At 67.9% G+C, this 22962-nt stretch carries 23 protein-coding genes and 1 tRNA gene; 15 read left to right on the top strand and 9 right to left on the bottom strand.

What is annotated here, in order from left to right:
- The first annotated feature begins 2 nt into the window (after nucleotides 1–2).
- A complete protein-coding gene (locus GGQ97_RS04010; RefSeq protein WP_168067751.1) occupies nucleotides 3–329 on the top strand; it encodes a hypothetical protein in 327 nt (108 codons plus the stop codon).
- Nucleotides 330–352: 23 nt separating this feature from the next.
- On the top strand, nucleotides 353–805 hold the full coding sequence (locus GGQ97_RS04005) for a nucleoside deaminase (protein WP_168067750.1): 453 nt from the start codon (nucleotides 353–355) through the stop codon (nucleotides 803–805).
- A gap of 58 nt (nucleotides 806–863) precedes the next feature.
- Here GGQ97_RS04005 and GGQ97_RS04000 read toward each other — a convergent pair whose 3' ends face one another.
- A complete protein-coding gene (locus GGQ97_RS04000) occupies nucleotides 864–1532 on the bottom strand; it encodes a YiaD family glycine zipper/OmpA-like lipoprotein (RefSeq protein ID WP_168070694.1) in 669 nt (222 codons plus the stop codon).
- Between the two features lie 139 nt (nucleotides 1533–1671).
- Here GGQ97_RS04000 and GGQ97_RS03995 point away from each other — a divergent pair, with 139 nt between their 5' ends.
- The 6 genes from GGQ97_RS03995 (at nucleotide 1672) to GGQ97_RS03970 (ending at nucleotide 5126) form a co-directional block, all read left to right on the top strand.
- Nucleotides 1672–2997 carry a hemolysin family protein gene (locus tag GGQ97_RS03995; RefSeq protein WP_168067749.1) on the top strand — a complete coding sequence of 442 codons (1326 nt, stop codon included), beginning with the start codon at nucleotides 1672–1674 and terminating at the stop codon, nucleotides 2995–2997.
- A gap of 74 nt (nucleotides 2998–3071) precedes the next feature.
- Nucleotides 3072–3323 (top strand): translation initiation factor IF-1, encoded by a 252-nt coding sequence (infA, locus tag GGQ97_RS03990; protein WP_168067748.1) that lies wholly within the window; start codon nucleotides 3072–3074, stop codon nucleotides 3321–3323.
- A gap of 9 nt (nucleotides 3324–3332) precedes the next feature.
- On the top strand, nucleotides 3333–3905 hold the full coding sequence (locus GGQ97_RS03985; protein WP_168067747.1) for a Maf family protein: 573 nt from the start codon (nucleotides 3333–3335) through the stop codon (nucleotides 3903–3905).
- A gap of 8 nt (nucleotides 3906–3913) precedes the next feature.
- Complete coding sequence (locus tag GGQ97_RS03980; RefSeq protein ID WP_209022782.1) at nucleotides 3914–4846, top strand: ribonuclease; 933 nt, start codon at nucleotides 3914–3916, stop codon at nucleotides 4844–4846.
- A complete protein-coding gene (locus GGQ97_RS03975; protein ID WP_168067746.1) occupies nucleotides 4830–5006 on the top strand; it encodes a DNA gyrase inhibitor YacG in 177 nt (58 codons plus the stop codon). Before GGQ97_RS03980 ends, GGQ97_RS03975 begins: the two co-directional genes overlap by 17 nt.
- Before the next feature lie 44 nt (nucleotides 5007–5050).
- Nucleotides 5051–5126: transfer RNA gene (locus GGQ97_RS03970), tRNA-Phe, on the top strand.
- Between the two features lie 23 nt (nucleotides 5127–5149).
- Here GGQ97_RS03970 and GGQ97_RS03965 read toward each other — a convergent pair.
- The 4 genes from GGQ97_RS03965 to GGQ97_RS03950 form a co-directional block, all read right to left on the bottom strand.
- A complete protein-coding gene (locus GGQ97_RS03965) occupies nucleotides 5150–6370 on the bottom strand; it encodes a calcium-binding protein (protein WP_168067745.1) in 1221 nt (406 codons plus the stop codon).
- Nucleotides 6371–6483: 113 nt separating this feature from the next.
- Nucleotides 6484–7785: a calcium-binding protein gene (locus tag GGQ97_RS03960; RefSeq protein ID WP_168067744.1), complete on the bottom strand. Its 1302-nt coding sequence runs from the start codon at nucleotides 7783–7785 to the stop codon at nucleotides 6484–6486.
- Between the two features lie 134 nt (nucleotides 7786–7919).
- Nucleotides 7920–9098, bottom strand: coding sequence for a UV DNA damage repair endonuclease UvsE (uvsE, locus tag GGQ97_RS03955; RefSeq protein ID WP_342448442.1), 1179 nt, complete (start codon nucleotides 9096–9098; stop codon nucleotides 7920–7922).
- Nucleotides 9095–10060 (bottom strand): DHH family phosphoesterase, encoded by a 966-nt coding sequence (locus GGQ97_RS03950; protein ID WP_342448441.1) that lies wholly within the window; start codon nucleotides 10058–10060, stop codon nucleotides 9095–9097. The genes uvsE and GGQ97_RS03950 overlap by 4 nt, the downstream gene beginning before the upstream one ends.
- A 199-nt stretch (nucleotides 10061–10259) precedes the next feature.
- Here GGQ97_RS03950 and GGQ97_RS03945 point away from each other — a divergent pair, with 199 nt between their 5' ends.
- The 7 genes from GGQ97_RS03945 to GGQ97_RS03915 all read left to right on the top strand — a co-directional run bounded on the left by GGQ97_RS03945 (nucleotide 10260) and on the right by GGQ97_RS03915 (nucleotide 18894).
- On the top strand, nucleotides 10260–13097 hold the full coding sequence (locus GGQ97_RS03945) for a M16 family metallopeptidase (protein WP_168067742.1): 2838 nt from the start codon (nucleotides 10260–10262) through the stop codon (nucleotides 13095–13097).
- Between the two features lie 67 nt (nucleotides 13098–13164).
- Nucleotides 13165–13590: an OsmC family protein gene (locus tag GGQ97_RS03940; RefSeq protein WP_168067741.1), complete on the top strand. Its 426-nt coding sequence runs from the start codon at nucleotides 13165–13167 to the stop codon at nucleotides 13588–13590.
- Between the two features lie 42 nt (nucleotides 13591–13632).
- A complete protein-coding gene (gene nhaA / locus GGQ97_RS03935; protein WP_168067740.1) occupies nucleotides 13633–14859 on the top strand; it encodes a Na+/H+ antiporter NhaA in 1227 nt (408 codons plus the stop codon).
- The gene (locus tag GGQ97_RS03930) at nucleotides 14817–16100 is read left to right on the top strand and encodes a hypothetical protein (RefSeq protein ID WP_168067739.1); all 1284 of its coding nucleotides are present in this window, start codon (nucleotides 14817–14819) and stop codon (nucleotides 16098–16100) included. Before nhaA ends, GGQ97_RS03930 begins: the two co-directional genes overlap by 43 nt.
- 8 nt (nucleotides 16101–16108) lie before the next feature.
- A complete protein-coding gene (locus tag GGQ97_RS03925; protein WP_168067738.1) occupies nucleotides 16109–17092 on the top strand; it encodes an arginase family protein in 984 nt (327 codons plus the stop codon).
- Nucleotides 17093–17102: 10 nt separating this feature from the next.
- Nucleotides 17103–18365, top strand: coding sequence for a diaminopimelate decarboxylase (lysA, locus tag GGQ97_RS03920; RefSeq protein ID WP_168067737.1), 1263 nt, complete (start codon nucleotides 17103–17105; stop codon nucleotides 18363–18365).
- A 67-nt stretch (nucleotides 18366–18432) separates the two neighbouring features.
- Nucleotides 18433–18894, top strand: a complete 462-nt coding sequence (locus tag GGQ97_RS03915) for a hypothetical protein (protein WP_168067736.1) — start codon at nucleotides 18433–18435, stop codon at nucleotides 18892–18894.
- A 79-nt stretch (nucleotides 18895–18973) separates the two neighbouring features.
- Here GGQ97_RS03915 and GGQ97_RS03910 read toward each other — a convergent pair whose 3' ends face one another.
- The 4 genes from GGQ97_RS03910 to sucC form a co-directional block, all read right to left on the bottom strand.
- Nucleotides 18974–19879, bottom strand: a complete 906-nt coding sequence (locus GGQ97_RS03910) for an energy transducer TonB (protein WP_168067735.1) — start codon at nucleotides 19877–19879, stop codon at nucleotides 18974–18976.
- A 64-nt stretch (nucleotides 19880–19943) separates the two neighbouring features.
- Nucleotides 19944–20876: an electron transfer flavoprotein subunit alpha/FixB family protein gene (locus tag GGQ97_RS03905; RefSeq protein ID WP_168067734.1), complete on the bottom strand. Its 933-nt coding sequence runs from the start codon at nucleotides 20874–20876 to the stop codon at nucleotides 19944–19946.
- Nucleotides 20873–21622, bottom strand: a complete 750-nt coding sequence (locus tag GGQ97_RS03900; protein WP_168067733.1) for an electron transfer flavoprotein subunit beta/FixA family protein — start codon at nucleotides 21620–21622, stop codon at nucleotides 20873–20875. Before GGQ97_RS03900 ends, GGQ97_RS03905 begins: the two co-directional genes overlap by 4 nt.
- A 115-nt stretch (nucleotides 21623–21737) precedes the next feature.
- Nucleotides 21738–22937 (bottom strand): ADP-forming succinate--CoA ligase subunit beta, encoded by a 1200-nt coding sequence (gene sucC / locus GGQ97_RS03895; RefSeq protein ID WP_168067732.1) that lies wholly within the window; start codon nucleotides 22935–22937, stop codon nucleotides 21738–21740.
- Nucleotides 22938–22962 lie beyond the last annotated feature (25 nt).

Below are 22962 nucleotides of genomic sequence, written 5' to 3'. Positions count from 1 at the left end.
CGATGCGCGCCGTCATCCTTGTCCTCATGCTGTTGATCGTCGGCGCAATTGCGCTGGTCGCGACCGGCTTCGTCAACATCAACCAGACCCAACCGGCGCAGGCCCCCGGGGTCGCCGTTGGAAGCGACGGAGTCGTGGTGAAGGGCGGCCAGAAGCCCGAGTTCGAGGTCCAGACCGGCCGGATCGAGGTCGGCAGCGGCAAGGCGACCATTCCGGTGCCCGAGATCCGCGTCGCTCCGGGCGGCAACGGCAATGCTTCGGCCCAGCCGCAGCCCGCCCCTGCCCAGCCCGCTGGCCAGCAGCCGGCGACGACCGACTCGACGCAGTAAGCCGAGGGGCGCTAGCGGGAGGCATGGGCTTCCCGCTTCCACCCGCCATGCGCCGCGCGCTCGACCTCGCCGCCGAGGCCGCTGCTGCGGGCGAAGTGCCGGTCGGGGCAGTGGTGACGCGCGGCGGCGAGATCGTCGCCGAAGGCCGAAACCGGATGCGCGCGGGAAGCGATCCCACCGCCCATGCCGAGATGGTCGCGCTCCGCGCGGCCGCCGCCGCGCTCGGCACCAGCCGGCTCGACGACTGCAGCCTGTGGGTGAGCCTCGAGCCCTGCGCGATGTGCGCCGGGGCGATCGCGCTGGCCCGGATCAAGGAACTGCGCTTCGCCGCGGAGGACCCCAAGGGCGGCGCAGTCGTCAACGGCCCGCGCCTATTCGCCCAGCCGACCTGCCATCATCGCCCCGACGTGCTGGGCGGAATCGGCGAAGAGGAAGCGGCGGCAATGCTGCGGCATTTCTTCGCGGAGCGGCGGTGACAGGAAAAAGGGGCCGACGACCGCTCGCCGACCCCTCCGTCCTTGCAGCAGTCAGCGCTTACTGACGCAGCGGCACGACCTTGATTTCCACGCGGCGATTGGCCGCGCGGTCGGCTTCGCTCACTTCCGGGTTCACCAGCAGCTGCGATTCGCCAAAGCCGCGCGTGGCCATGCGGGCGCGGACCACGCCGCGGCTGGCGAGGTAGCTCGCGACCGATTCGGCGCGGCGCTCGGACAGGGTCTGGTTGTAGGCGTCCGAACCGCTCGAATCGGTGTGGCCGTAGATGTCGATGTAGCTCTGGTTGTACTGCGCCAGCGTGCTCGCGACCTCGTTCAAGGTCGACTGGAACTGCGGCTGGATGTCGTAGCGGTTGTAGGCGAAGGTGATCCCGCTCGGCATGCGCAGGATCAGGTCGTCGCCCTGGCGGATGACGTCGACGCCGGTGCCCGCCGTCTCGCGGCGAAGCTCGGCTTCCTGCTGGTCCATGTAGCGGCCGACCGCAGCGCCCGCGAGGCCGCCGATGCCGGCGCCGATGATCTGCTCGGTCCGGCTGTTGCGCCCGCCAAGCAGGTCACCGACAAGATAACCACCGGCGGCGCCCAGCACCGCTCCGAGGCCGGTCTGGCTGATCCGACGGTTGCCGGTTTCGGGATTGGTGGTGCAGGCGGTAGTCGCCAGCAGCGAAGCGGCCATCACGCCGACCGTCAGTTTCTTGCCCTTGGTCATGTTCAAGGTCACTCCCTCTTGTTGATTCACGGAAATATGCAGGCACATGAAACCGGCAGTAAGGGTGGAATGTTCCAGCACCACAACGATCCCTGCGCTTGCCGCTCCCCACCCATGAAGGCTAGAAGCTGACCCCTCGATGAGCGGCACCCTGCTCCCTTTCCCCTGGCTCGACCTGGTCCTGATCCTCGCGCTGATCGCTCTGAACGGCGTGATGTCGATGAGCGAGCTGGCGATCGTGTCCGCGCGGGAGGCCCGGCTGAAGGGCCTCGCCAAGGGTGGCAGCGGCGGCGCGCGGATCGCGCTGAAGCTCGCCGCCGACCCCGGCCGCTTCCTGTCGACGGTGCAGATCGGGATCACGCTGATCGGCATCCTGACCGGCGCGCTGTCGGGCTCGCGCCTCGGCACTCCGGTGTCGCAGCGGCTGGAGTGGCTCGGCCTCGATGCGGAGACGTCGGTCACGGTCGGGCTCGGGCTGGTGATCGTGCTCACCACCTTCGCCTCGGTGGTGGTCGGCGAACTGGTGCCCAAGCAATTCGCGCTGCGCACGCCCGAGCCGATCGCGGTGATCATGGCCCGGCCGATGCTGTGGCTGAGCAAGCTCACCGCGCCGTTCGTGTGGATCCTCGACCAGAGCAGCGCGGGTATCTTCAAGCTGCTCGGCTTGAACCGCGAAAATCGCGACCATGTCACCGCCGAGGAACTGCACCTGGTGGTCGCCGAGGCGCAGACCGCGGGCGTGCTGGAGGAATCGGAGCGGGCGATCATCAGCGGCATCGTCCGTCTCGCCGATCGCCCGGTGCGCGAGGTGATGACCCCGCGGACCGAGGTCGACTGGATCGACATCGACAGCTCCCCCCAGGAAATCCGCGAGGCGCTGGCCGACACCCCGCACAGCCGGCTCCCGGTCGCCGAAGGGTCGATCGAGGCGATCGTCGGCGTGATCCAGACCCGCGACATGCTCGACGCGATGCTCGAGGGGCGTCCGCTCGACTTGCGCGCGCTGACCCGCAAGGCGCCCGTCATTCCCGACGTGATGGACGCGATGGACGCGCTGAGCGTGCTTCGTTCCGCCGAAGTACCATTGGCGCTGGTGCATGACGAATATGGCCATCTCGACGGGATCGTCACCCCCGGCTCGATCCTCGCCGCGCTGGCCGGCGCCTTCGCGAGCGATATCGAGGACGACGATCCCCCGCTGGTCGAGCGCGAGGACGGCAGCTGGCTGATCAGCGGTTCGGCCACCGCCGACTGCCTCGAGGACCGGCTCGGCATCAACCTGTCGGTCGAGCGCGACTTCTCGACCGTCGCGGGCTTCGCGCTGGCGGTGCTCAAGCACCTGCCCGAAACCGGCGAGCATTTCGACCATGACGGCTGGCGGTTCGAGATCGTCGACCTCGACGGCCGCAAGATCGACAAGCTGCTGGTGACCCGCAAGGCACGCCGCGAAAAAGCGGTCGACTAGTCCTCGCCTATACTTTCGCCGCTTCCCCGGCTAAGGGCGCGCCCAAACATCAATCACATACTTAAAGGATCTGCATGGCCAAGGAAGAACTTCTCGAGATGCGCGGGCGGGTGGTCGAACTGCTCCCCAATGCGATGTTCCGCGTCGAACTCGAGAATGGCCACGAAATTCTGGGGCACACCGCCGGCAAGATGCGCAAGAACCGCATCCGCGTGCTGACCGGCGACGAAGTGCTGGTCGAACTGACCCCGTACGACCTGACCAAGGGTCGCATCACCTACCGCTTCATGCCCGGCCGCGGGGGCCCGCCCGGCTACACCGGCTAAGGCGCGCCCATGCGCCTGGTCCTCGCCTCGGCGAGCCCGCGCCGGGTCGACCTGCTTGCCCGCATCGGGGTGACGCCGGACGCGATCCGCCCCGCCGACATCGACGAAGAACCGGCCGAGGGTGAGCTACCCCGCCCGCACGCCCTGCGCCTGGCGAGCGAGAAGGCCGCTGCGGTGGCCGCGCTCGAGCCCGATGCACTGGTGCTCGCCGCCGACACCGTGGTCGCGGTCGGCCGGCGGATCCTCCCCAAGGTCGAGGACGAGGCGACGCTGCGCGAATGCATGACGTTGCTGTCGGGGCGCCGCCACAAGGTGCTGACCGGGGTTGCGCTGGCCGCGCCGCGGCAGAAACTGCGCACGCGGCTGGTCGAGACGGTGATCGCGATGAAGAACCTTTCGGCGGAGGAGATCGACTTTTATGCCGGCCACGGCGAGTGGCGCGGCAAGGCCGGCGGTTATGCGCTGCAGGGCTATGGCGAGGTCTATGTCCGGTTCATGGCGGGCAGCTGGTCCAACGTGGTCGGCTTGCCCCTGGCCGAAACCCGCCACCTGCTGAAGGCCGCGGGCTATCCGCTTGCCTGAGTGGCCCCGTGACTGAGTGGCTCACAGAGCAGGGTATCGGCGAGCGGCGCTTCGTCCGAATCGCAGGCGACGAGATCACCGACGCCCGCATCCATCTCGAAGGCACGCCCTCCGCCGGTGAGCTCCGCCAGGCGCGGATAAGGGCGGTACGGCCCCAGGCGCTGGCCAGCGACGGGCAGGTCGAATTCCTGCTGCCGGGCGGTGCCGGAGGGCTGCCTGAAGGGGCAAGCGCCTGGATAGAGGTGACCCGCGAGCCGATCCCTGGCGGCGAGCCGTGGAAGCGCCCGCTCGCCCGGGTGGTCGAAGCCGGGGCCGCGACGCTTGCTCCGGATTCCGAATCGCTGCCCTTTCCCAATCCCGACGACGTGCTGGAACGGGCCGGCTGGTCCGACCTGCTGGAAGAAGCGCGCAGCGGGCTGATCGCCTTTCCCGGTGGGACGCTGCGGGTGTCGGTGACCCCGGCCATGACCCTGATCGACGTCGATGGCGTTGGCCGCCCGGCCGACCTTGCCGAGGCCGCAGCGAAGGCAGCGGCGGCGGCGATCCGGCGACATGCGATCGGCGGGTCGATCGGGATCGACTTCCCGACCGTTTCCGGACGCGAGGTCCGGCAGCGGATCGGGGAGATGGTCGATGCGGGGCTGGAAAAACCGTTCGAGCGGACCGCGGTCAACGGCTTCGGCTTCCTCCAGATCGTCCGCCCCCGCCGCTTCCCGAGCCTGTTCGAACTCGCCGCCGACCGGCCCGGCTTCGAAGCGCGCGCACTCTTGCGACAGGCAGCGAGACTGGTCGGATTGGTCAGGCTGGACTGCCACCCGGCAGTCGCCGCCGCGCTTCGTCCGGAATGGCTGGAGCAACTCGGCCGTCAGGTCGGGGGCAATGTCACCTTGCGCGAGAACGCCGCCCTCGCCATCTCCGGCGGCCATGCCAGCCAAGCTTAAACCCTGCCCGCTTTGCGCCAAGCCGGCGCATCAGGACCACGCCCCCTTCTGCAGCCGCGGCTGCAAGGATCGCGACCTGCTGCAATGGCTTGGCGAAGGGTATCGCATTCCGGGCCCGCCCGCCGATCCCGGGCTGGACAGCGACGAAGGGGCCCGTTAGGGAGCCGCTCGCACGGCCTTCGGGCCTGCCCGCAAGCGTTGTGGGCCCAGATAGCTCAGTTGGTAGAGCATGCGACTGAAAATCGCAGTGTCGCTGGTTCGATCCCGGCTCTGGGCACCACCCGCCACCGCCTCGGACGAGGCTTACGCAAAAGCCTGAATTTCCAGCGCGATCATCGATGGGTGCGGCGCCTCGATCGCGATGTCGCTGGCGTGACCCTGCTGGGCTGCCGGCCGGGGATCGAAGCCTTCCATATTTTCCCGTGTGAAGCTTGCCGCGCTCACGCCCGAGAAGATGATCACGTCGCGGAAACCGTGCGCCGAAGCGGTGCCGTCGCGATCGAGCTGCAGCACCGCCGATCCCTCGCGGTCGATCAGCCACAAGTGGCCCGAGGCGAACGGGTTGCCACTCTGGTCCCAGTTCAAGGTGGTGGTCGACAGGGCGCGCAGGAATTCCACCGTGTCGCCAAAGGCCCCCGGCTGGAAGTCGGCCACGGTGACGACCCCGAACTGCCCTTCATCGAGCGCATATTCGCCCAGCACCAGCTGGTCGCGACCGCTGCCAAGGGTCGCTGCAATCGGCATCCCGAGGCTGAGCAGGACCAGCCGGTCGGCGCCTGCACCCCCGTCGATCACCGCATTCCCGACCAGCCCCACCACTGCCTCGATCAGGTCGTCGCCGTCGCCGCCGATCAGGTCGAACCGCGTGCCCGCGACGTTCATCACGCTCAACCAGTCGTTGCCGGTGCCGCCGTCGAGATAGGCCGACGCGCCCTCGTCGTCGTAGATCCGGTCGTCGCCCGGCCCGCCATACAGCTGGTCGCTGCCGAACGAGCCGTCGAGATCGTCGCCGCCTGCCCCGCCGCGCAGGACGTCGTTGCCCGGTCCGCCGTTGATCCGGTCGGCACCGCCCAGTCCGTCGATCACGTCCGCGCCCTCGGTCCCGCTGATGACATCCGGGCCTTCGGTGCCGGTGAGGGTCGGAAAGCCGCCAGCCGGGGCGACCTTGGCACTGGTCGAGGTAACGATCTGGTCGCCAAGCTTCACCCGCGACGAGGCGCTGTCGAACAGCAACGTGCGACTGACATCGTTGAAGCTGACCTGCAGCCCGGCGCTTCCGACCGGGATGCTGACCGACAGGCCGAGCCCGGTGAGGATGGCGGCGGCGCCGACCAGCCGGACGGTGTAGAAACCGGCGTCGTCCGGCAGCCTCACGGTGTCGCCGCCGGCGTTGAAGGACGGGTCGAGCGTGACCGTTCCGCGCAGGATGGTGATCACCTCGCCCCCCGACAGGGTGCCGATGACAGAAAGATCGCCGCCGACATCGACGTCTTCGCCGGCCTGGGTGAGAATGACGCGCGCCATCGTGGAGTGCTCCCGCTACTGGACACTCAGATCGGCAGCGGGAGCTTAGGGCAGGTTGGCGGTGCTTCGCAATGTCGCGCGGCGTTACGTGCTGCCGGACACCGGGCGGTCGGTCAGACCAGGAAGAAATAGCCTCCGTGGTCGATCAGCGATCCGAGATGCTGCGGCGGCGAATAGTCGAAGTGACCGATATACTCGGTCGGCGCCACGGCGACCGGCTCGGGCTCGGACTCGGCGGCGAAGCCCAGGCTGGAAACCGACGCGGAAGCGATGCTCGCGGCGGGATCGAACCCGTTGAAGTTGGCGGCGGTCAGCGCATTCTTGTCGATTCCGGCGAAGTTGATGAGGTCGCTGAAGGTGGTGTTCGGCCCCGCCGCGCCATCGCGGTCGACCTGCAGGTAGGCGTTTCCGAAGAAATCGATCAAACGCAGGTGCCCGCTGGCGAAGGGATTGCTGCCCGGCGTGTAATTGGTGAGATAGCCGTTCAGCGCGCTGGCGAGGTCGACCTTGTCGCCGTTCGAGCCGACTTCGAAGTCGCGCACGATGGTGAAGCCGAAATTGCCATTGCCGAGCGATCCGGCGGGAAGCACGAGCTCGTCGCGGCCGGCACCGAGCGAGACGCTGACTTCCATGCCCTGACCGCTGCTGACGACCACCCGGTCGGCGCCGTTGCCGCCGCTGACGATCGCGAAGCCGGCGGTGCCGAGCGTCAGTTCGATGAGGTCGTCGCCTTCCCCGCCGGTCACGTTGAGCGAGGTGATGGCGAGGTTGTTGACGCTGATGTGGTCGTTGCCGGTGCCGCCGTCGAGCACCGCATAGGTCCCCTCGTCGTCGATGATCCGGTCGTTTCCGGCGCCGCCGATGATCTGGTCGTCGCCCGCGCCGCCCGACAGCGTGTCGTCGCCGAGCCCGCCGCGGATGAAATCGTCGCCGCCGAGCCCGTTGATGGTGTCGTTACCGCCCAGCCCGTCGATGACGTCGTTCCCGGCAGTGCCGTTCAGGATGTCGTTGCCTTCTGTCCCGAGCAACTGCCCGGTGGCACCGACCGGAATGACGCCGGTTTCGCTGATGGTGATTGTCTGGTCGCCAAGCTTGGCAACGCCGAGCGCGGTGTCGAAGCGGAGCGTCCGGATCACGTCGTCGAACGCCACCTGCAGCCCGGACGACCCGATCGGGATGGTGACGGACGAGGTGGCGCCGATCAGCACGGCATTGGCACCCGAGATGCGGACGGTGAAGGTGGACGCCAGATCCTGCAGGCGGACGGTGTCCCCGCCGGCATTGAAGGACGGATCGAGGACCACGTTGCCGCGGATGATGGTGATCACCTCACCCCCGCTGGTGGTGCCGATCACCGTGACGTTGCCGCCCACGTCGACGTCTTCGCCAGGCTCGGTCAGGATCAAACGCGCCATTGTTTCTGCACCTTTTTTGCTATCGTTAACCATAATAGGAACGCAAAGGTTATCGAGTGCTTAAGGTCGTGCCGCGGGCGCGAAAGGCCGGGTTTGGCGGCGATCGCGGCTTTGCCGCAACAGCCTGGCGAGGCTCAGGCCATCTCCTCCTCGGGCGCGGCGACCAGCCCGCCTTCGTCGACGTCCGGCTCCTGCTCGGCCCCGACGCCGTCCTCCAGCGCCTTTTCCGCCGCTGCCATCTCTTCCGCGTCGTCGGGATGGATTCCGAATCGCGCCGCGACGTCGGGGGCATAGCGGAGGAGGTCGGGACGAAGCTTGATGATCGAGACGTCCTTGGCCTTGCCTTCCATCATCACGTCGAACTCGAGCCCCTCCATGGTACGCATGAAGGTCGCGAACTCGAATGGGTTGGTGAAGTCGCTGTGCCCGGTCCAGATCGGCGGCAGGAGCACGGTCTTGACCCGGGCGGTCGCCTTGACCGGGGCGCGCGTCAGCTCCTTGGACTTGGCCGCCTTGCCAGCCATCGCCGCCTCGCGCTGCTTGGGCGTGATCTTGCGCTTCACCTCGCGCAGCTCGGTGCGGGGCGAGGAGAAATGCATCTTGGGACGCACGCCGTCGGGCCAGGTGGCGAGGAACTTCTCGAACGTGTCGCGCATGTCGAGCCTCTCGGGATTGAGGCACCAGAAATGCTGGTAGTCGAACACGCAGCGGACTCCGCAGCGCTCGGTGATCCACAGCACGTCGGCGGCGGAGAAGCGGATGTCGTCATTCTCCAGCACCAGCCGGCGCTGCACATGCTCGGGGCATTGCGCATAGCCGTCGAGCCAGCGCGCCCGCGCCGCCTCGCGGTCGTCATAGACCCCGCCGACATGGGTCACCAGCACCGCCTCCGGCCCGCAACCCATGCGGTCAAGCATCTCGGCCTGGCTCGACAAATCCCAGATGCTCTTGCGCGTCAGCTCCGGGTTGGGGCTGTTCAACAGCACATATTGCGACGGGTGGAAGGACAGACGGATATCGAGCTCCCGCGCCTTCTTGCCGAACGCCACCAGTTCGGCGTCGCTTTCCTCCACTTGTCTGTGGAACTGCGGCATGTCGGGATGGGTCGCATAGGGTGCGATGTCCGAGGACAACCGGTACATGTCGATCTCGACCTTCTTGAGATAGTCGAGGACGAGGTCGAGATGCTCGAGGCTGCACTTGAGGTGCGGGTCCTTTTGCCAGCGGCGGGTGTCGCTCGACTTGAGGCCGGGGACGCCCATCACCTTGACCGGAAAGCCGAGGCGAAGGGGGCGGTTGGGGTCGGTTGTCACGCAATCTGCTCCTCTGGAAAGCCGAGGTCGGCGACGAAGCGGTTCCAGTCCGCAATCCGCAGCGCCCCGCCGCTCGCGGCCTTGTGGCCGCTGCCATATTCGGTGCCGACCCCGTCGGGCCGACGCTCGGCGAAGAAACGGATGAGGTCGTGGCCGGCCCCGGTGCGGGCGGCAAAGTGGACCCAGCCCGGGCGGTAGGCCTTGTTGGCGGCGATCACGACCTTGTCCTTGAGCCGCGTGCGCCACTGCTGTGCGATCAGCGGATGGACCTGGCACGGGCTGTCGAGCGGGATCAAAGCGACCTCACCCCGCACCCTGGGCGCGACCCGGCGGGCGAGCTCCATCTCCGCCTTCACTTCCTCCTTGGCGGCAAGGAGAAGCGCAGTCTCGGGATGGGTGCCTGAAAGCAGCTCCTTGGGGCTGTCGCACGTCATCAGCAGCGCAAGCGCCGGGCTGGCGTCGGCAGCGGCGGTGCGGCGCGGTGCGTTGACCAGGCTGACGGCGTTGCGGAGCGCGGTCTTGCCGTAGCGCTTCTGCGCCGCTTCCAACTCGGCAAAGCCCTTGTCCTCGGCCATGTCGCCGATCAGCCCGATGGCGGCGAGCCACAGCAGCCCGTCGGGACTTCCGCAGGCCCAGAAAGCGAGCAGGGCGGAGGTCGGCTCGGGCTCGTCGCCGTTGCCGCTCAGCACCAGAGCCTCGCCCGGCGTGCCAGTCGGCACGTGGTGGTCGATCAGGCAGGCGGGCGTGCCGGGCAGGATATCCCCCTCGCGTACGCCAAGGTCGGTAGCGATGATCGCTGGCGGGCGGCGCCCTTCCAGCTCGGCGCGCACGGCGTCGGTCCACGGCGTCTCACCCTTGCCGACCAGCCGCACCTCGGCGCCTGGAATGGAGCGCGCGAGGATCGCCACCGCCGCCAGCCCATCGGCATCGAAATGGCCGAGGATCAGCGGCGGGCCTGGCACGCTGCCAAGCCACTCTTGGAACCGCTCACAGGTCGGCGTGGGGCCTTGCGTCATGTCCGGTGAACGAGCCGCGCGCCGGTCGGCTCCCCCCGGCTGGACCGTTGGCCGTATCCGCCTGCCTGCCGCTGGTCGAAGCGTTGCTTGACGCCGTCAGGCCGCCGCCTCACGCTCGGCCCAACGCGTCACCGGAGTTCGTCCCTTGCCCTCATCGACCCGCCTGCTTGCCGCCCTTCTGCTTGCTGGAACCGCCGTCCAGGCGCTTCCCGCAGCCGCCCAGACGACCAATGCCATTCCGGCGCTCGACTACACCGAGCGCAAGCTCGCCAACGGCCTGCGCGTCTATGCGCTGCGCGACACCGCCAGCCCCAACGTGTCGGTGCAGGTGTGGTACGACGTCGGCTCCAAGGACGATCCGCGCGGGCGGTCGGGCTTCGCTCACCTGTTCGAGCATCTGATGTTCAAGGCCACCCGCAACATGGTGCCCGAGCAGATGGACCGGATGACCGAGGACGTCGGTGGGTTCAACAACGCCAGCACGGCGGACGACTACACCAATTACTACGAGACGGTGCCGGCCAACCACCTCCAGCGACTGCTGTGGGCCGAAGCCGACCGGATGGGCAGCCTGGTGGTCGACGACGCCAACTTCAAACCCGAACGCGACGTGGTGAAGGAGGAGCTGCGGACCGGACTTGCGCGGCCCTATGGCAAGCTGTTCCAGCACTATATCCCGCTGACCAGTTACCAGCGGCACCCCTACGCCCGCCCCGGTATCGGCAGCATCGAGGAGCTGGACGCCGCCACCATCGGCGACGTCCGCGCTTTCCACGCGACCTACTATCGCCCCGACAATGCGGTGCTGGTGGTCAGCGGCAATTTCGACCCCGCCGACCTCAATCGCTGGGTCGACAGCTATTTCGCGCCGATCAAGCGCCCCGCTGGCGCCATTCCGCGGGTGACGATGGCCGAGCCGGCCCGCACCGCCGCGCGCAGCTATACCGTGACCGAGCCCAACACCCCGCTCCCGGCACTGGTGATGAGCTTCCTCCTGCCCTCGGCCACATCGCCGGACATGCCCGCGCTCGAGCTGCTGCAGGCCGTCCTGGCGAGCGGCGACAGCAGCCGCTTCAACCAGGCGCTGGTGCGGTCTCGCCTCGCCACCGACGCCTCGGTCTTCATCGACGACAAGCAGGGGACCGGCGTGATGGCGCCTTTTGCCATCCTTGCCGGCGGCAAGACCGTTCCCGAGGTCGAAGCCGTGCTGCGCCGCGAACTGGCGCGGATGGCGAGCGAGCCGGTCACCGCCGCCGAACTGACCGAAGCGCGCAACGAACTCCTGACCAGCGCGCTCAAGGAACGCGAAACGGTGGAGGGCAAGGGCAACCTCCTCGCCACCGGCGTGATCATCGAAGGCGACCCGCGCGCCGCCGACAAGCGCCTCGCCGCGCTGGCCCGGGTCACCCCCGCCGACGTCCAGCGGGTCGCGAAGAAATATCTCGACCTCGGCAGCGCGGTCACCATCCGCTACCTGCCGGCCGCCAGCGGCGTTACCGCGAGCAGCGGCGACAGGATCGCGCTCGCCCCGACCGTGGTCACGACGCCGCTCAAGGCGCCGGCGGGGATCAAGGTGGTCCAGCCCGCAAGCGAAGCCGAGCGCGTCCGCCCGCCCGAGCCTGCGGCCCCGGTCGCGGTCACTGTTCCCCAGCCGGTCACCGCCAGGCTCGCCAACGGGCTCACCGTCATCACCGTGCCGCGCACCAACCTCCCCCTGGTCAGCGCCAGCCTGGTGTCGCTTGGCGGAAGCACCGCCGACCCGGACGGCAAGGCGGGTGTCCACCAGCTTGCCGCGAACCTTCTGACCAAGGGTACGGCCACCCGCAGCGCCGACCAGATCGCGGCCTCGATCGAGGCTTTCGGCGGGCAGTTCGGGACGGGCGCCGGCAACGAGGGCATGGAACTGGGACTAGTCGTCCGCAGCGCCAATCTCCCGGCCGCGCTCGAGATCATGGCCGATGTCGCCGCCAACGCCGCCTTCGCGCCTGACGAGGTCGAACGCGCCCGCGGCCAGGCGGTCGACGGTGCCACCCTTGCCCTCCAGAACCCCGGCGCCCTGTCGCGGCTTGCGGCGGCGCGGGCGATCTTCGGCACCGGGTCCTACGGCTCACCGGCCGGCGGGACCCCCGATTCGCTCAAGGCCATCACCCGCGCCGACGTGATCGCGGCGGCCCGCCAGACCCTTCGCCCGGACCAGAGCGTACTGATCCTGAGCGGCGACATCTCGCCCGCTCGCGCGCAGCAACTGGCCGAGCAGACCTTCGGGTCGTGGCGCGCCGCTGCCCCGCTCGCCGCGGCGGCCAGCGCTCGTCCCGCCGCCGGCGAGGCGCCGCTCAAGGGCAAGGTGGTGGTGATCGACATGCCGGGCTCAAGCCAGGCGGCGGTCGCGGTCGCCAAGGAAACCGTGCAACGCGCCGATCCGCGCTATTACGAAGCGATGCTCGCCAATGCCGTGCTCGGCGGCGGCTACAGCGCGCGCCTCAACCGCGAGATCCGGATCAAGCGGGGCCTGTCCTATGGCGCCAACAGCGGCCTGTCCGCCGGTCGCAGGGCTGGCGCGGTGGTCGTCGCGGTGCAGACCAAGAATGCCTCGGCGCCCGAAGTGCTGGGAATCATCCTCGACGAGATGAAGCGGCTTGGCGCGGAACCGATCCCGGCCGCCGAACTGGGCACCCGCCAGGCCTTCATCACCGGCGGCTTCGGGCGTCAGCTCGAAACGGTCGAGGGGCTTGGTGACATCGTCGCGGGCTATGTCCAGAACGGCGTCAGCCCGTCCGAGATCGGGCGTTACATGACCTCGGTCCGGGCCGTGACCCCGGCACAGGCGGGCGAGGTCGCGCGCGGCCTGCTCGCCCCGGCCGGCACCACCACGGTGATCGTCGGCGATGCCAAGCTGTTCGCCGACGACCTCCGCAAGCAGTTCGGCGAGGTCACGGTGATCCCGCTGTCCCAGCTTTCGCTCGACAAGCCGGGCCTTCGCTAGGCGCCTTGCAACCGCGGGGCGGGCGCGGGGTTGATCATGCGAGTTTCGAAAAAAGGACGAACATCGCATGATCACCCGCACCGCCACCGCGCGCTACGAAGGCATGGGCAAGACCGGCAAGGGGTGGATCTCCACCCAGTCGGGCGTGCTCAAGGACAGCCGCTACGGCTTCAACACCCGCTTCGAGGGCGAACCCGGGACCAATCCCGAGGAACTGATCGCCGCCGCCCATGCCAGCTGCTTCACCATGGCGTTGAGCTTCGCGCTGGCCGGCGCCGGGCACAATGAGGGCAATCTCGAGACCGAAGCCAAGGTGAAGCTCGACCAGGACGGCGCGGGCTTCAAGGTCAGCCGCTCCGACCTTGCGCTCACCGCCAGCGTGCCCGGCATCGAGGAAGCCGAACTGCGCCGCCTAGCCGAGGAGGCCAAGCAGAATTGCCCCATTTCCAAGCTGCTCAATGCCGAGATGACGCTGGACGTCACGGTCGGCTGACGCGGTTGCGCATCGCCGAATAGCTGTGCAAGGCCCTGCGGCATGGCAGGGCCTGCACATAATAGCGAGCGGACCGCTGGTCTTCTGCTAATGGGGGCGGCGGCGCTTGCGCTGCTGATCGCCAACAGCCCGCTGGCGGAGGCCTATCACCTCCTGCTCGAAACCGACGTCGGGCCGCTGACGGTCCATTACTGGATCGCCGACGCGCTGATGGCGATCTTCTTCCTGCTGGTCGGACTGGAGGTGAAGCGCGAATGGTATGACGGCCAGCTCGCCACGCCCGAAGCGCGCAAATTGCCGATCATCGCCGCCGCGCTCGGGATGGCGGTACCGGCACTGGTCTACAAGCTGACCACCGGCTTTGACCCGGCATTGTCCTCCGGCTGGGCGATCCCCGCGGCGACCGACATCGCCTTCGCACTCGGGCTGCTGGCCCTGCTCGGCCCGCGCGTGCCGGCCAGCATCAAGGTGCTGCTGGTGACCATCGCGATCATCGACGACATCGGCGCGGTCGCCATCATCGCGGTCTTCTACACGGCCGAGATCAACATGACGGCGCTGGCGATCAGCGCCCTGCTGGTCGGCGCGATGGCGACGCTGAACCTGTTCGGCGTGCGCCGGTTGTGGCCCTACCTGCTGCTGTTTCCGCTGCTGTGGCTGGCAGTGTTCCAGTCGGGCATCCACGCCACCATCGCCGGCGTCGTCGCCGCACTCACCATCCCGCTCGGCCGGGGCGAGGCGGTATCACCGCTCAAGAAGCTGGAGCACAAGCTGCATCCGCTGGTGATGTTCGGCATCGTCCCCCTGTTCGGCCTCGCCAGCGCGGGCGTCACCCTTGCCGGCCTCGACGAACTGCTGCGGCCGCTTCCCCTCGGGGTTGCGACCGGCCTGTTCGTCGGAAAGCAGCTCGGCGTGTTCGGCGCGATCTGGATCGCCGATCGCACCGGCCTTGCCCGCAAGCCCGAAGCATTGCGCTGGGCCCACGTCTATGGCGCCGCCCTGCTCTGCGGGGTCGGCTTCACCATGAGCCTGTTCATCGGCGAACTGGCGTTCGACGAATATATGCTCGTCGAGGAAGCCAAGATCGGCACCCTGCTCGGCTCGATCCTTTCCGGTATTGCCGGCTACATCGTCCTTGCGCTGGCCAAGCCGATCGGCGAATCCGAACGCGACCGTGACGAAGCCGCCGAGATTTTCGGCGAGGATGCCGACGAGGACCCGACCGTATGCAACGATCCCTACGCGCCGCCTGTCTTGCCGCCACGCTGAGCCTCGCGGCTTGCGCCACTGCCCCCGGCGCGCGCGACAGCCTGTCCGCCACGGCGCGTGACTATGTCGTGTTGCAGATGGCGATCGGCGAAAAGGAGGAAGGCTATATCGACGCCTTCACCGGCGATCCCGCGCTCAAGGCCGAAGGGCTGGCGCTGGCCGCCCGCAGCGACCTTCCGGCGCTTGCCGCCCGCGTCGCCCAGCTCCGCGCCCGGGTCCAGGCGGTCAGCGCCGAAGAGCCCCGCCGCGCCGCTTTCCTGGCGGCCCAGCTGACGGCCGCCGCCACCCGCCTGCGCATGCTGCAGGGTGAGAAGCTGTCCTTCGCCGACGAAGCCCAGGGGCTGTTCGGGGTCCGTCCCGAGATCAAGCCGCTGGCCAGCTACGATCCGGTGCTGGCGAGGATCGAGACTCTGGTCCCGGGCTCCGGCACGCTCGCCGACCGGGTCGAGGCCTATCAGAACCGCTTCACCATCAGCCGCGACAAGCTGGAGCCGGTGTTCCGCAACGCCATCGCCGCCTGCCGCACCGCGTCGGGCCAGCACATCACCCTGCCCTCGACCGAGCAGTTCGACCTTGCCTTCGTCACCGGCAAGAGCTGGTCGGGCTACAATTACTACCAAGGCAATTACCGCAGCCGGATCGAGATCAATACCGACCTGCCGATCCGCCTCAGCCGCGCGATCGACCTTGGCTGCCACGAAGGCTACCCCGGCCACCACGTGCTGAACGTGCTCCAGGAAGAGAAGCTCGCCAAGGACAAGGGCTGGGCCGAATTCACAGTTCAGCCGCTGTTCTCGCCGCAATCCATCATCTCCGAAGGCTCGGCCAATTTCGGCATCGACCTCGCCTTCCCGGGCCAGCGCAAGGCGCGTTACGAAGCGGCGGTGCTGGCGCCGCTGGCCGGGATCGATGGGTCGGAAGTGGCGCGCTACGACGCCCTGCTCGACGCGCTGCGGGATCTCGGCACCTCCCGCAACACCATCTCGCAGCAGTTCCTGGACGGCCAGATCGACGAAGCCGAAGCGATCCGCCTGACCCAGAAGTACAGCCTGGTCGGCGAAGCCCGCGCCAGGCAGTCGGTCAGCTTCACCAAGCAGTATCGTTCCTACGTCATCAACTACACCATCGGCCGCGACATGGTGGCGCGCGATGTCGACCGGTTCAGCGACGACGCGGCGCGCTGGCGGCGGATGGAGCAGTTGCTGAGCGAGCCGACCCTGCCCAGCGACCTTCAGGGCTGACCCTGGCCGTGCGCTGCTTCTGGGACGAGGCGCAGCGCGGCCACGCGCCGGTGTCGGAGTTTTTCAACGGCGCACTGCATCCCGCCGCCGACGTCGTCGAGCGGATCGATTCGGTGCTGGCGGCGATCGGACCGGTGGAAGCGCCGCCCGCTCGCCCGGATGCAGAACTGATCGCGGCGGCCGGGTTGGCGCATTCATCCGACTACCTCGATCTTCTGCGCACCGCCCATGACGAGTGGCTGGCGGCCGGACGCAGCGGCGACGTGCTGCCCTATGCCTTTCCGCTTCGCCGGGCCCCGCGCGACCTGCAGCGGATCGACGCCCGGCTCGGGCAGCATGCCTACGACACCTGCGCGCCGATCATGGGTGGCACCTGGGACGCCTTGCTGGCGGGCACCGGGACCCTGCTCGCAGCGCTCGACGTAGCGGTCGCCGGAAGCCACGCCTTCGCCCTGACCCGCCCGCCCGGACACCATGCCGGGCCCGACTACATGGGCGGCTATTCCTACCTCAACTGGGCCGCAATCGCTGCACTGGCCTCGGGCAAGCGCACCGCGATCCTCGACCTCGACTATCACCACGGCAACGGGACGCAGGACATCGTCACCGGGCGGGAGGGCGTGCGGTTCGCCTCGCTCCACGCCGACCCGGCGACCGATTATCCCTATTTCTGGGGATCCGACGCAGAGAGCGGCGGCAACATCCTCAACCTGCCCCTGCCGCGCGGAACCGTCTTCGCCGCCTACGACGAGGCACTAGCCCGCGCCTGCGAGTGGCTGGCCGAAGACCAGCCCGAACTGCTGGTGGTGAGCTTCGGCGCCGACACCTTCGAGGGCGACCCGATCAGCCATTTCGGCATCCGCACCGGCGACTACGTCCGTCTCGCGGCCCGCGCCGCGGCGCTCGGGGTGCCGGCCCTTATCCTGCTCGAAGGCGGCTATGCGGTAGACGCGCTGGGCGCCAACGTTGCCGCTTTCCTGTCCGGCTTCTAGGCGCGAGGTCATGGACCATTTCCACCTCGTCGACGGCGCGCTGCAGTGCGAAGACGTGCCGCTGGAGGCGATCGCGGCCGCCGTCGGCACCCCGACCTATGTCTATTCGTCCGCCACCATGGACCGCCACGCGGCGGTGATGCAGCAGGCGGTGGCCGGTGCCGGCAGCGGCAAGCCTTTGGTCGCCTATGCGGTCAAGGCCAATCCCAACGCCCATGTGCTGGCGCGGCTTGGCCGGGCCGGACTGGGTGCGGACGTGGTTTCGATCGGGGAGTATCGCCGTGCCCGCGCCGCCGGCATCGCGCCCGAGCGGATCGTCTTCTCCGGCGTCGGCAAGACCGCCGAGGAGATGGCCGAGGCGCTGGCCGGCGGCCTCCTCCAATTCAATGTCGAAAGCATGGAGGAGGCGCGCACCCTCTCCGCCGTTGCGCAAGAGCAGGGCCGCTCGGCGCCGATGGGATTCCGGATCAACCCCGACGTCAGCGCCGGTACCCACGCCAAGATCACCACCGGCACCGCCGACAACAAGTTCGGGATCGCGGCGGGCGACGCGCTCGCCTTCACCCGCGAAGCGGCGGCCCTGCCGGGCCTGGCGGTGCACGGCGTCACCGTCCACATCGGCAGCCAGCTCACCAGCCTCGATCCGCTGGAGCAGGCCTTTCGCCGCCTCGGCGAACTGATCGCCGCGCTGCGCGAGGATGGCCGCGACATCCGTATCGCCGACCTCGGCGGCGGCCTTGGCGTGCCGCATGGGCCGGGTCAGCCCGAGCCGCCCAGCCCAGCGCTCTATGGCGACATGGTGCGCCGGGTCACGGAGGGCTGGGACACCCGCCTGTTGTTCGAGCCCGGCCGGTTGATCGTCGGCAATGCCGGCGTCCTGCTGACCCGCGTGGTGCGGGTGAAGCCCGGCGTCCGCGCGCCGTGGCTGATCGTCGACGCCGGCATGAACGACCTGATGCGTCCCGCGCTCTACGACGCCTACCACCGGATCGAGGCGGTGCGGCCGTCGGGCGTCAGCCAGGTCGTCAACGTGGTCGGGCCGGTGTGCGAGACCGGCGACACCTTCACCATGGGCCGAGAGATGGACCGGGTGGAGGCTGGCGACCTGATCGTCTTCCGCACCGCCGGCGCCTATGGCGCGACCCTGTCCAACGGCTACAACAGCCGCCCGCTGGCCGCCGAGGTGCTGGTCGACGGGGACCGCTGGGCGCTGATCCGCCGCCGGATCGACCCCGATGCGCTGGCCGGGGTCGACATTCCGGAATGGTGCTGATCTAGGCCGGCTTGCTGCGCGGGAGCGCCGAGCCTAGCCTGCGGACGCCGAATCGCTGAGGCCTGCCATGGTGATGACGAGCCTTGTCGCGTCGGCGTTGCTGCTTGTTCCCGCTTCGGCCGACGCGAAGCCACCACCTCCCCCCGGCCCGCCCGAGCGCATCGTCCTTCCAGTCATCCACCGCGATTGCGATCGCACCGGCGACGCGGAAGAAGTCACGGTCTGCGGCCGCTCGGACCGGCGCTTCCGGATCGATTCCAGCACCCTTGCGACCTTGCGCGCGATCGAACAGCGCAACGACCCGGCCAATCGCCCCCGCCCCCGCGCGATCACCGAGGGCTGCTCCGGCATCGGCCCGATGGACGCGTGCGGCGGCAATCTTCCTCTCAGCGACATGGCCATTCGTGCGGCCGTATTGGCGGTAAAGGCGATCCGTGGCGAGGAGCTTGGCCCGCTGTTGAGGAAAGGGCCCAGCGACTACGACATCCACAAGCAGCAACTTGCAGATGCCGAAGCCAGGAAGAAATAGGCCGCGCTTTCATCCGCCACCGGATCGATACGGATGCGCTGCCCGAAATCGAGCAGCCTGAGTGACGGTAAACGCCTGGCTACATCCTGAAGTTGACGGTCGCGGTGACGAAGGTCGGCACCTTGGTCCCGTCGGCAAGCTCGGCCGGTCTGAAGGTAGCTCTCTCCAGATTGCGGCAGACCGCCTGAGCCATCTCCTCGGCCTTGAACAGCGTCAGGCTCGTGCATTGGCGGACCCGGCCGTCGGCGCCGACGATCAGGCGGGCGCTGATCACGGCCTCCTCTCCGTTTCGAAATGCCGCCGGTGGATAGTCGTTCGAGCTGAAATAAGAGGCCAGGCTTCGCGAACTTGCAGCCGGCAGGACGATCTTGTCCTGGACGTCCGGATCGAGCCCCCAGTCGGTGAGCTGGTCCCGGGCGCAACGCTCCATCAGTTCATGAACCCGCTGCATCGACCCGGTCTGCAGAAGAGACCGTCGACGGTTCGGCTCGATGATCAGCAATCCGCTGACCTTGGCGCTGTTCGCGGCGATGAGCGCCTTGCGCGCCGCGACCTCCACCGGATCAAGCGGCTTAACGTCCTTCTGCCGCTTGTACTCGCGGGGCTCCTTCTTCCATCCGTCGAGGAAATCGACGTTGGTCCAGAGGATGGCGGAGCTCTTGTCCGAACGGGTTTCGGCGATCTTCCCGCTGGAAAACTCGTGATCCTCGAAGGGCAGGAAGGCAGCCTTGGCGATGCCGTCGTCGGTCCTGGATCGCAGGAGGGGACCCGTCACCAGCAGGCTCAGGTTCGCGCCCGGGGCGATCCGCTCCATCATCAGGGTCGTAGGCTTGGCCGGATCCCCGAATTGCCGGATCAGCTTGCAGCTGTTGTCGCCGAAGTGGACGTTCCACTTGCCGGCCGGCGCAAGCACCTGTTGCGGGGGTGGCGCCGCGCCGGTCAGGCCCAGCGACGCGGCCGCAATCGCGAGCTTTCTAAACAACATCGACGCCTCCTGCCGCACAAATGCAGGGGCAAAGCGTAACGCTGCAAGCGGGAAGGTCCAGTGCCTACAGCTTGTCGGTCAGCTCCGGGACCAGCTTGAACAGGTCGCCGACCAAGCCGACGTCCGCGATCTGGAAGATCGGGGCTTCCTCGTCCTTGTTGATCGCGACGATGACCTTGCTGTCCTTCATACCGGCGAGGTGCTGGATCGCGCCCGAGATGCCGACGGCGACGTACAGCTCCGGCGCGACGATCTTGCCGGTCTGGCCGACCTGATAGTCGTTCGGCGCATAACCCGCATCGACCGCAGCGCGCGAAGCGCCGACGGCGGCGCCGAGCTTGTCGGCCAGCGGATCGATCAGCGCATGGAACTGCTCGCTCGAACCCAGCGCGCGGCCGCCCGAGACGATGATCTTGGCGCTGGTCAGCTCCGGCCGCTCGCTCTCGCTCGCTTCCATCGACACGAAGCTCGACACCGGGTTCGACACGCCGGCATCGACCGTCTCGACCTCGGCGTTTCCGCTCCCGCGCTCGGCCTTGGCGAAGGCGGTGCCGCGCACGGTGATGACCTTTTTGGCGTCTTTCGACCGCACGGTGGCAATGGCGTTGCCGGCGTAGATCGGACGCTGAAACGTATCCGGACCCTCGACCGCGACGATGTCGCTGATCTGCATGACGTCGAGCATCGCCGCCACGCGCGGCGCGATGTTGCGGCCGGTGGTGGTCGAGGAGGCCAGCAGCACGTCGTGGCTGTCCATCAGCTTGGCGACCAGCGGCGCGACGCTTTCGGCCAGTTCATGGTCGAGCGCGGAGTCGGCGGCGACATGGACCTTGCCGATGCCGGCGATGGTTTTGGCGTCCTCTGCCGCGGCGGCGGCGTCCGAGCCGACCAGCAGCAGGTGCGCGTCGCCGCCGAGCGCGGCGGCGGCGCCGATGGTGGCCAGCGTCGAATCCTTGACCTTGCCGTTGGCGTGCTCGCCGAGAACCAGGATCTTCATGCGACAACTCCGAGAGACTTGAGCTTGGTGACCAGTTCGTCGACGCTGCCGACCTTGGCGCCGCCCTGGCGCTTGGCGGGCTCGACCACCTTCAGCGTCTCGAGCCGCGGCGACACATCGACGCCGTAATCGGCCGGCGTCTTGCTCGCCATCGGCTTCGACTTGGCCTTCATGATATTGGGCAGCGAGGGATAGCGCGGGTCGTTCAGGCGAAGGTCGGTGGTGACGATCGCCGGCAGCTTGATCGCCACCGTCTCGAGCCCACCGTCGACCTCGCGGGTGACGTTGGCGGTATCGCCGCTGATCTCGACCTTCGACGCGAAGGTGCCCTGGCCATAGCCGGTCAGCGCGCCGAGCATCTGCCCGACCTGCGAACTGTCGTCGTCGATCGCCTGCTTGCCGACCAGGATCACCTGCGGCTGCTCTTCTTCGACGATCTTCGCCAAGATCTTGGCCACGCCGAGCGGTTCGACCTCGTCGTCGGTCTGCACCAGGATGCCGCGATCGGCGCCCATCGCGAGCGCGGTGCGGATCGTTTCCTGCGCCTTCTGCGGGCCGACCGAAACGACCACGATCTCGGTCGCGCCGGCCTTGTCCTTGAGGCGGATGGCTTCTTCGACGGCAATCTCGTCGAAGGGGTTCATGCTCATCTTGACGTTGGCCAGATCGACGCCGGAGCCGTCCATCTTGACCCGGGGCTTCACGTTATAATCGATCACGCGCTTGACCGCGACGAGTACCTTCATGTCCATCCCTCTTCGTCATGCCGGACCGGGTCCGGCATCAACCTGCCTTCCTTCCTAAACCGCTGAGAAGGAAGATGGACCCCGGCTCAAGGCCGGGGTGACGCAACGCTGCGGCTCAGGCCGCCTTCTTCACTTCCGCGACGATCTTCGCGGCCGCGTCGCCAAGGTCGTTGGCGGCGACGATCGGCAGGCCCGAATTGGCGAGGATGTCCTTGCCCTGCTGGACGTTGGTGCCTTCGAGGCGGACCACCAGCGGAACCTTGAGGTCGACCTCGCGCGCGGCGGCGACGATGCCGTCGGCGATGATGTCGCACTTCATGATGCCACCGAAGATGTTGACCAGGATCCCCTTCACCGCCGGATCGGCAAGGATGATCTTGAACGCCGCGGTGACCTTTTCCTTGTTGGCGCCGCCGCCGACGTCGAGGAAATTGGCGGGGAAGGCGCCGTTCAGCTTGATGATGTCCATCGTCGCCATGGCGAGACCCGCGCCGTTGACCATGCAGCCGATGTCGCCGTCGAGCTTGATGTAGGCCAAGTCGTACTTCGACGCCTCGACTTCCATCGGGTCTTCTTCGGTGAGGTCGCGCAGTTCGGCGATGTCCTTGTGTCGGAACATGGCGTTGCCGTCGAAGCCGACCTTGGCGTCGAGCACCATCAGCTTGCCATCGTCGGTGACCGCGAGCGGATTGATCTCGATCTGTTCGGCGTCGCTGCCGACGAACGCGGCGTAGAGGCCGGCGAGGACCTTGGTCGCCTGCTTGGCGAGATCACCGGTGAGGCCCAGCGCCGCCGCGACCGCGCGTCCGTGGTGCGGCATCAGCCCGGTGGCAGGGTCGATGGTGATGGTGTGGATCTTCTCGGGGGAATCGTGCGCGACGTCCTCGATATTCATCCCGCCTTCGGTCGATGCGACCACGGCGATCCGGCCGGTCTCACGATCGACCAGCAAGGCGAGATAGAATTCCTTGGCGATGTCGACGCCGTCGGTGATGTACAGGCGCTGCACTTCCTTGCCGGCGTCGCCGGTCTGGATAGTGACGAGGGTCTTGCCGAGCATTTCCTCGGCGTGGGCGCGGACTTCCTCGATGCTCTTCGCCAGCCGGACACCGCCCTTGGCATCGGGGCCGAGTTCCTTAAACTTGCCCTTGCCGCGGCCGCCGGCATGGATCTGCGCCTTGACCACCCACAGCGGCCCGGGGAGCTTGCCGGCCGCAGCCACCGCTTCCTCGACGCTCATCGCGGCATGGCCGGCGGGGACCGGAACGCCGTACTTCGCGAGCAATTCCTTGGCCTGATATTCGTGGATGTTCATGGATCTTCCCGTGTGAAGCGGTTTG

Origin of the sequence: Sphingomonas kaistensis (assembly GCF_011927725.1) — a bacterium.
GTDB classification, from domain to species: Bacteria; Pseudomonadota; Alphaproteobacteria; order Sphingomonadales; family Sphingomonadaceae; genus Sphingomicrobium; species Sphingomicrobium kaistense.
This window is presented reverse-complemented; position numbering and strand designations above follow the sequence as displayed.

Coding starts and splice junctions, on each gene's coding strand:
- GGQ97_RS04010 (WP_168067751.1), top strand. CDS start 3: ATGCGCGCCGTCATCCTTGTCCTCATGCTGTTGATCGTCGGCGCAATT.
- GGQ97_RS04005 (WP_168067750.1), top strand. CDS start 353: ATGGGCTTCCCGCTTCCACCCGCCATGCGCCGCGCGCTCGACCTCGCC.
- GGQ97_RS04000 (WP_168070694.1), bottom strand. CDS start 1,532: ATGACCAAGGGCAAGAAACTGACGGTCGGCGTGATGGCCGCTTCGCTG.
- GGQ97_RS03995 (WP_168067749.1), top strand. CDS start 1,672: ATGAGCGGCACCCTGCTCCCTTTCCCCTGGCTCGACCTGGTCCTGATC.
- infA (WP_168067748.1), top strand. CDS start 3,072: ATGGCCAAGGAAGAACTTCTCGAGATGCGCGGGCGGGTGGTCGAACTG.
- GGQ97_RS03985 (WP_168067747.1), top strand. CDS start 3,333: ATGCGCCTGGTCCTCGCCTCGGCGAGCCCGCGCCGGGTCGACCTGCTT.
- GGQ97_RS03975 (WP_168067746.1), top strand. CDS start 4,830: ATGCCAGCCAAGCTTAAACCCTGCCCGCTTTGCGCCAAGCCGGCGCAT.
- GGQ97_RS03965 (WP_168067745.1), bottom strand. CDS start 6,370: ATGGCGCGCGTCATTCTCACCCAGGCCGGCGAAGACGTCGATGTCGGC.
- GGQ97_RS03960 (WP_168067744.1), bottom strand. CDS start 7,785: ATGGCGCGTTTGATCCTGACCGAGCCTGGCGAAGACGTCGACGTGGGC.
- GGQ97_RS03940 (WP_168067741.1), top strand. CDS start 13,165: ATGATCACCCGCACCGCCACCGCGCGCTACGAAGGCATGGGCAAGACC.
- nhaA (WP_168067740.1), top strand. CDS start 13,633: ATGGCAGGGCCTGCACATAATAGCGAGCGGACCGCTGGTCTTCTGCTA.
- GGQ97_RS03930 (WP_168067739.1), top strand. CDS start 14,817: ATGCAACGATCCCTACGCGCCGCCTGTCTTGCCGCCACGCTGAGCCTC.
- lysA (WP_168067737.1), top strand. CDS start 17,103: ATGGACCATTTCCACCTCGTCGACGGCGCGCTGCAGTGCGAAGACGTG.
- GGQ97_RS03915 (WP_168067736.1), top strand. CDS start 18,433: ATGGTGATGACGAGCCTTGTCGCGTCGGCGTTGCTGCTTGTTCCCGCT.
- GGQ97_RS03910 (WP_168067735.1), bottom strand. CDS start 19,879: ATGTTGTTTAGAAAGCTCGCGATTGCGGCCGCGTCGCTGGGCCTGACC.
- GGQ97_RS03905 (WP_168067734.1), bottom strand. CDS start 20,876: ATGAAGATCCTGGTTCTCGGCGAGCACGCCAACGGCAAGGTCAAGGAT.
- GGQ97_RS03900 (WP_168067733.1), bottom strand. CDS start 21,622: ATGAAGGTACTCGTCGCGGTCAAGCGCGTGATCGATTATAACGTGAAG.
- sucC (WP_168067732.1), bottom strand. CDS start 22,937: ATGAACATCCACGAATATCAGGCCAAGGAATTGCTCGCGAAGTACGGC.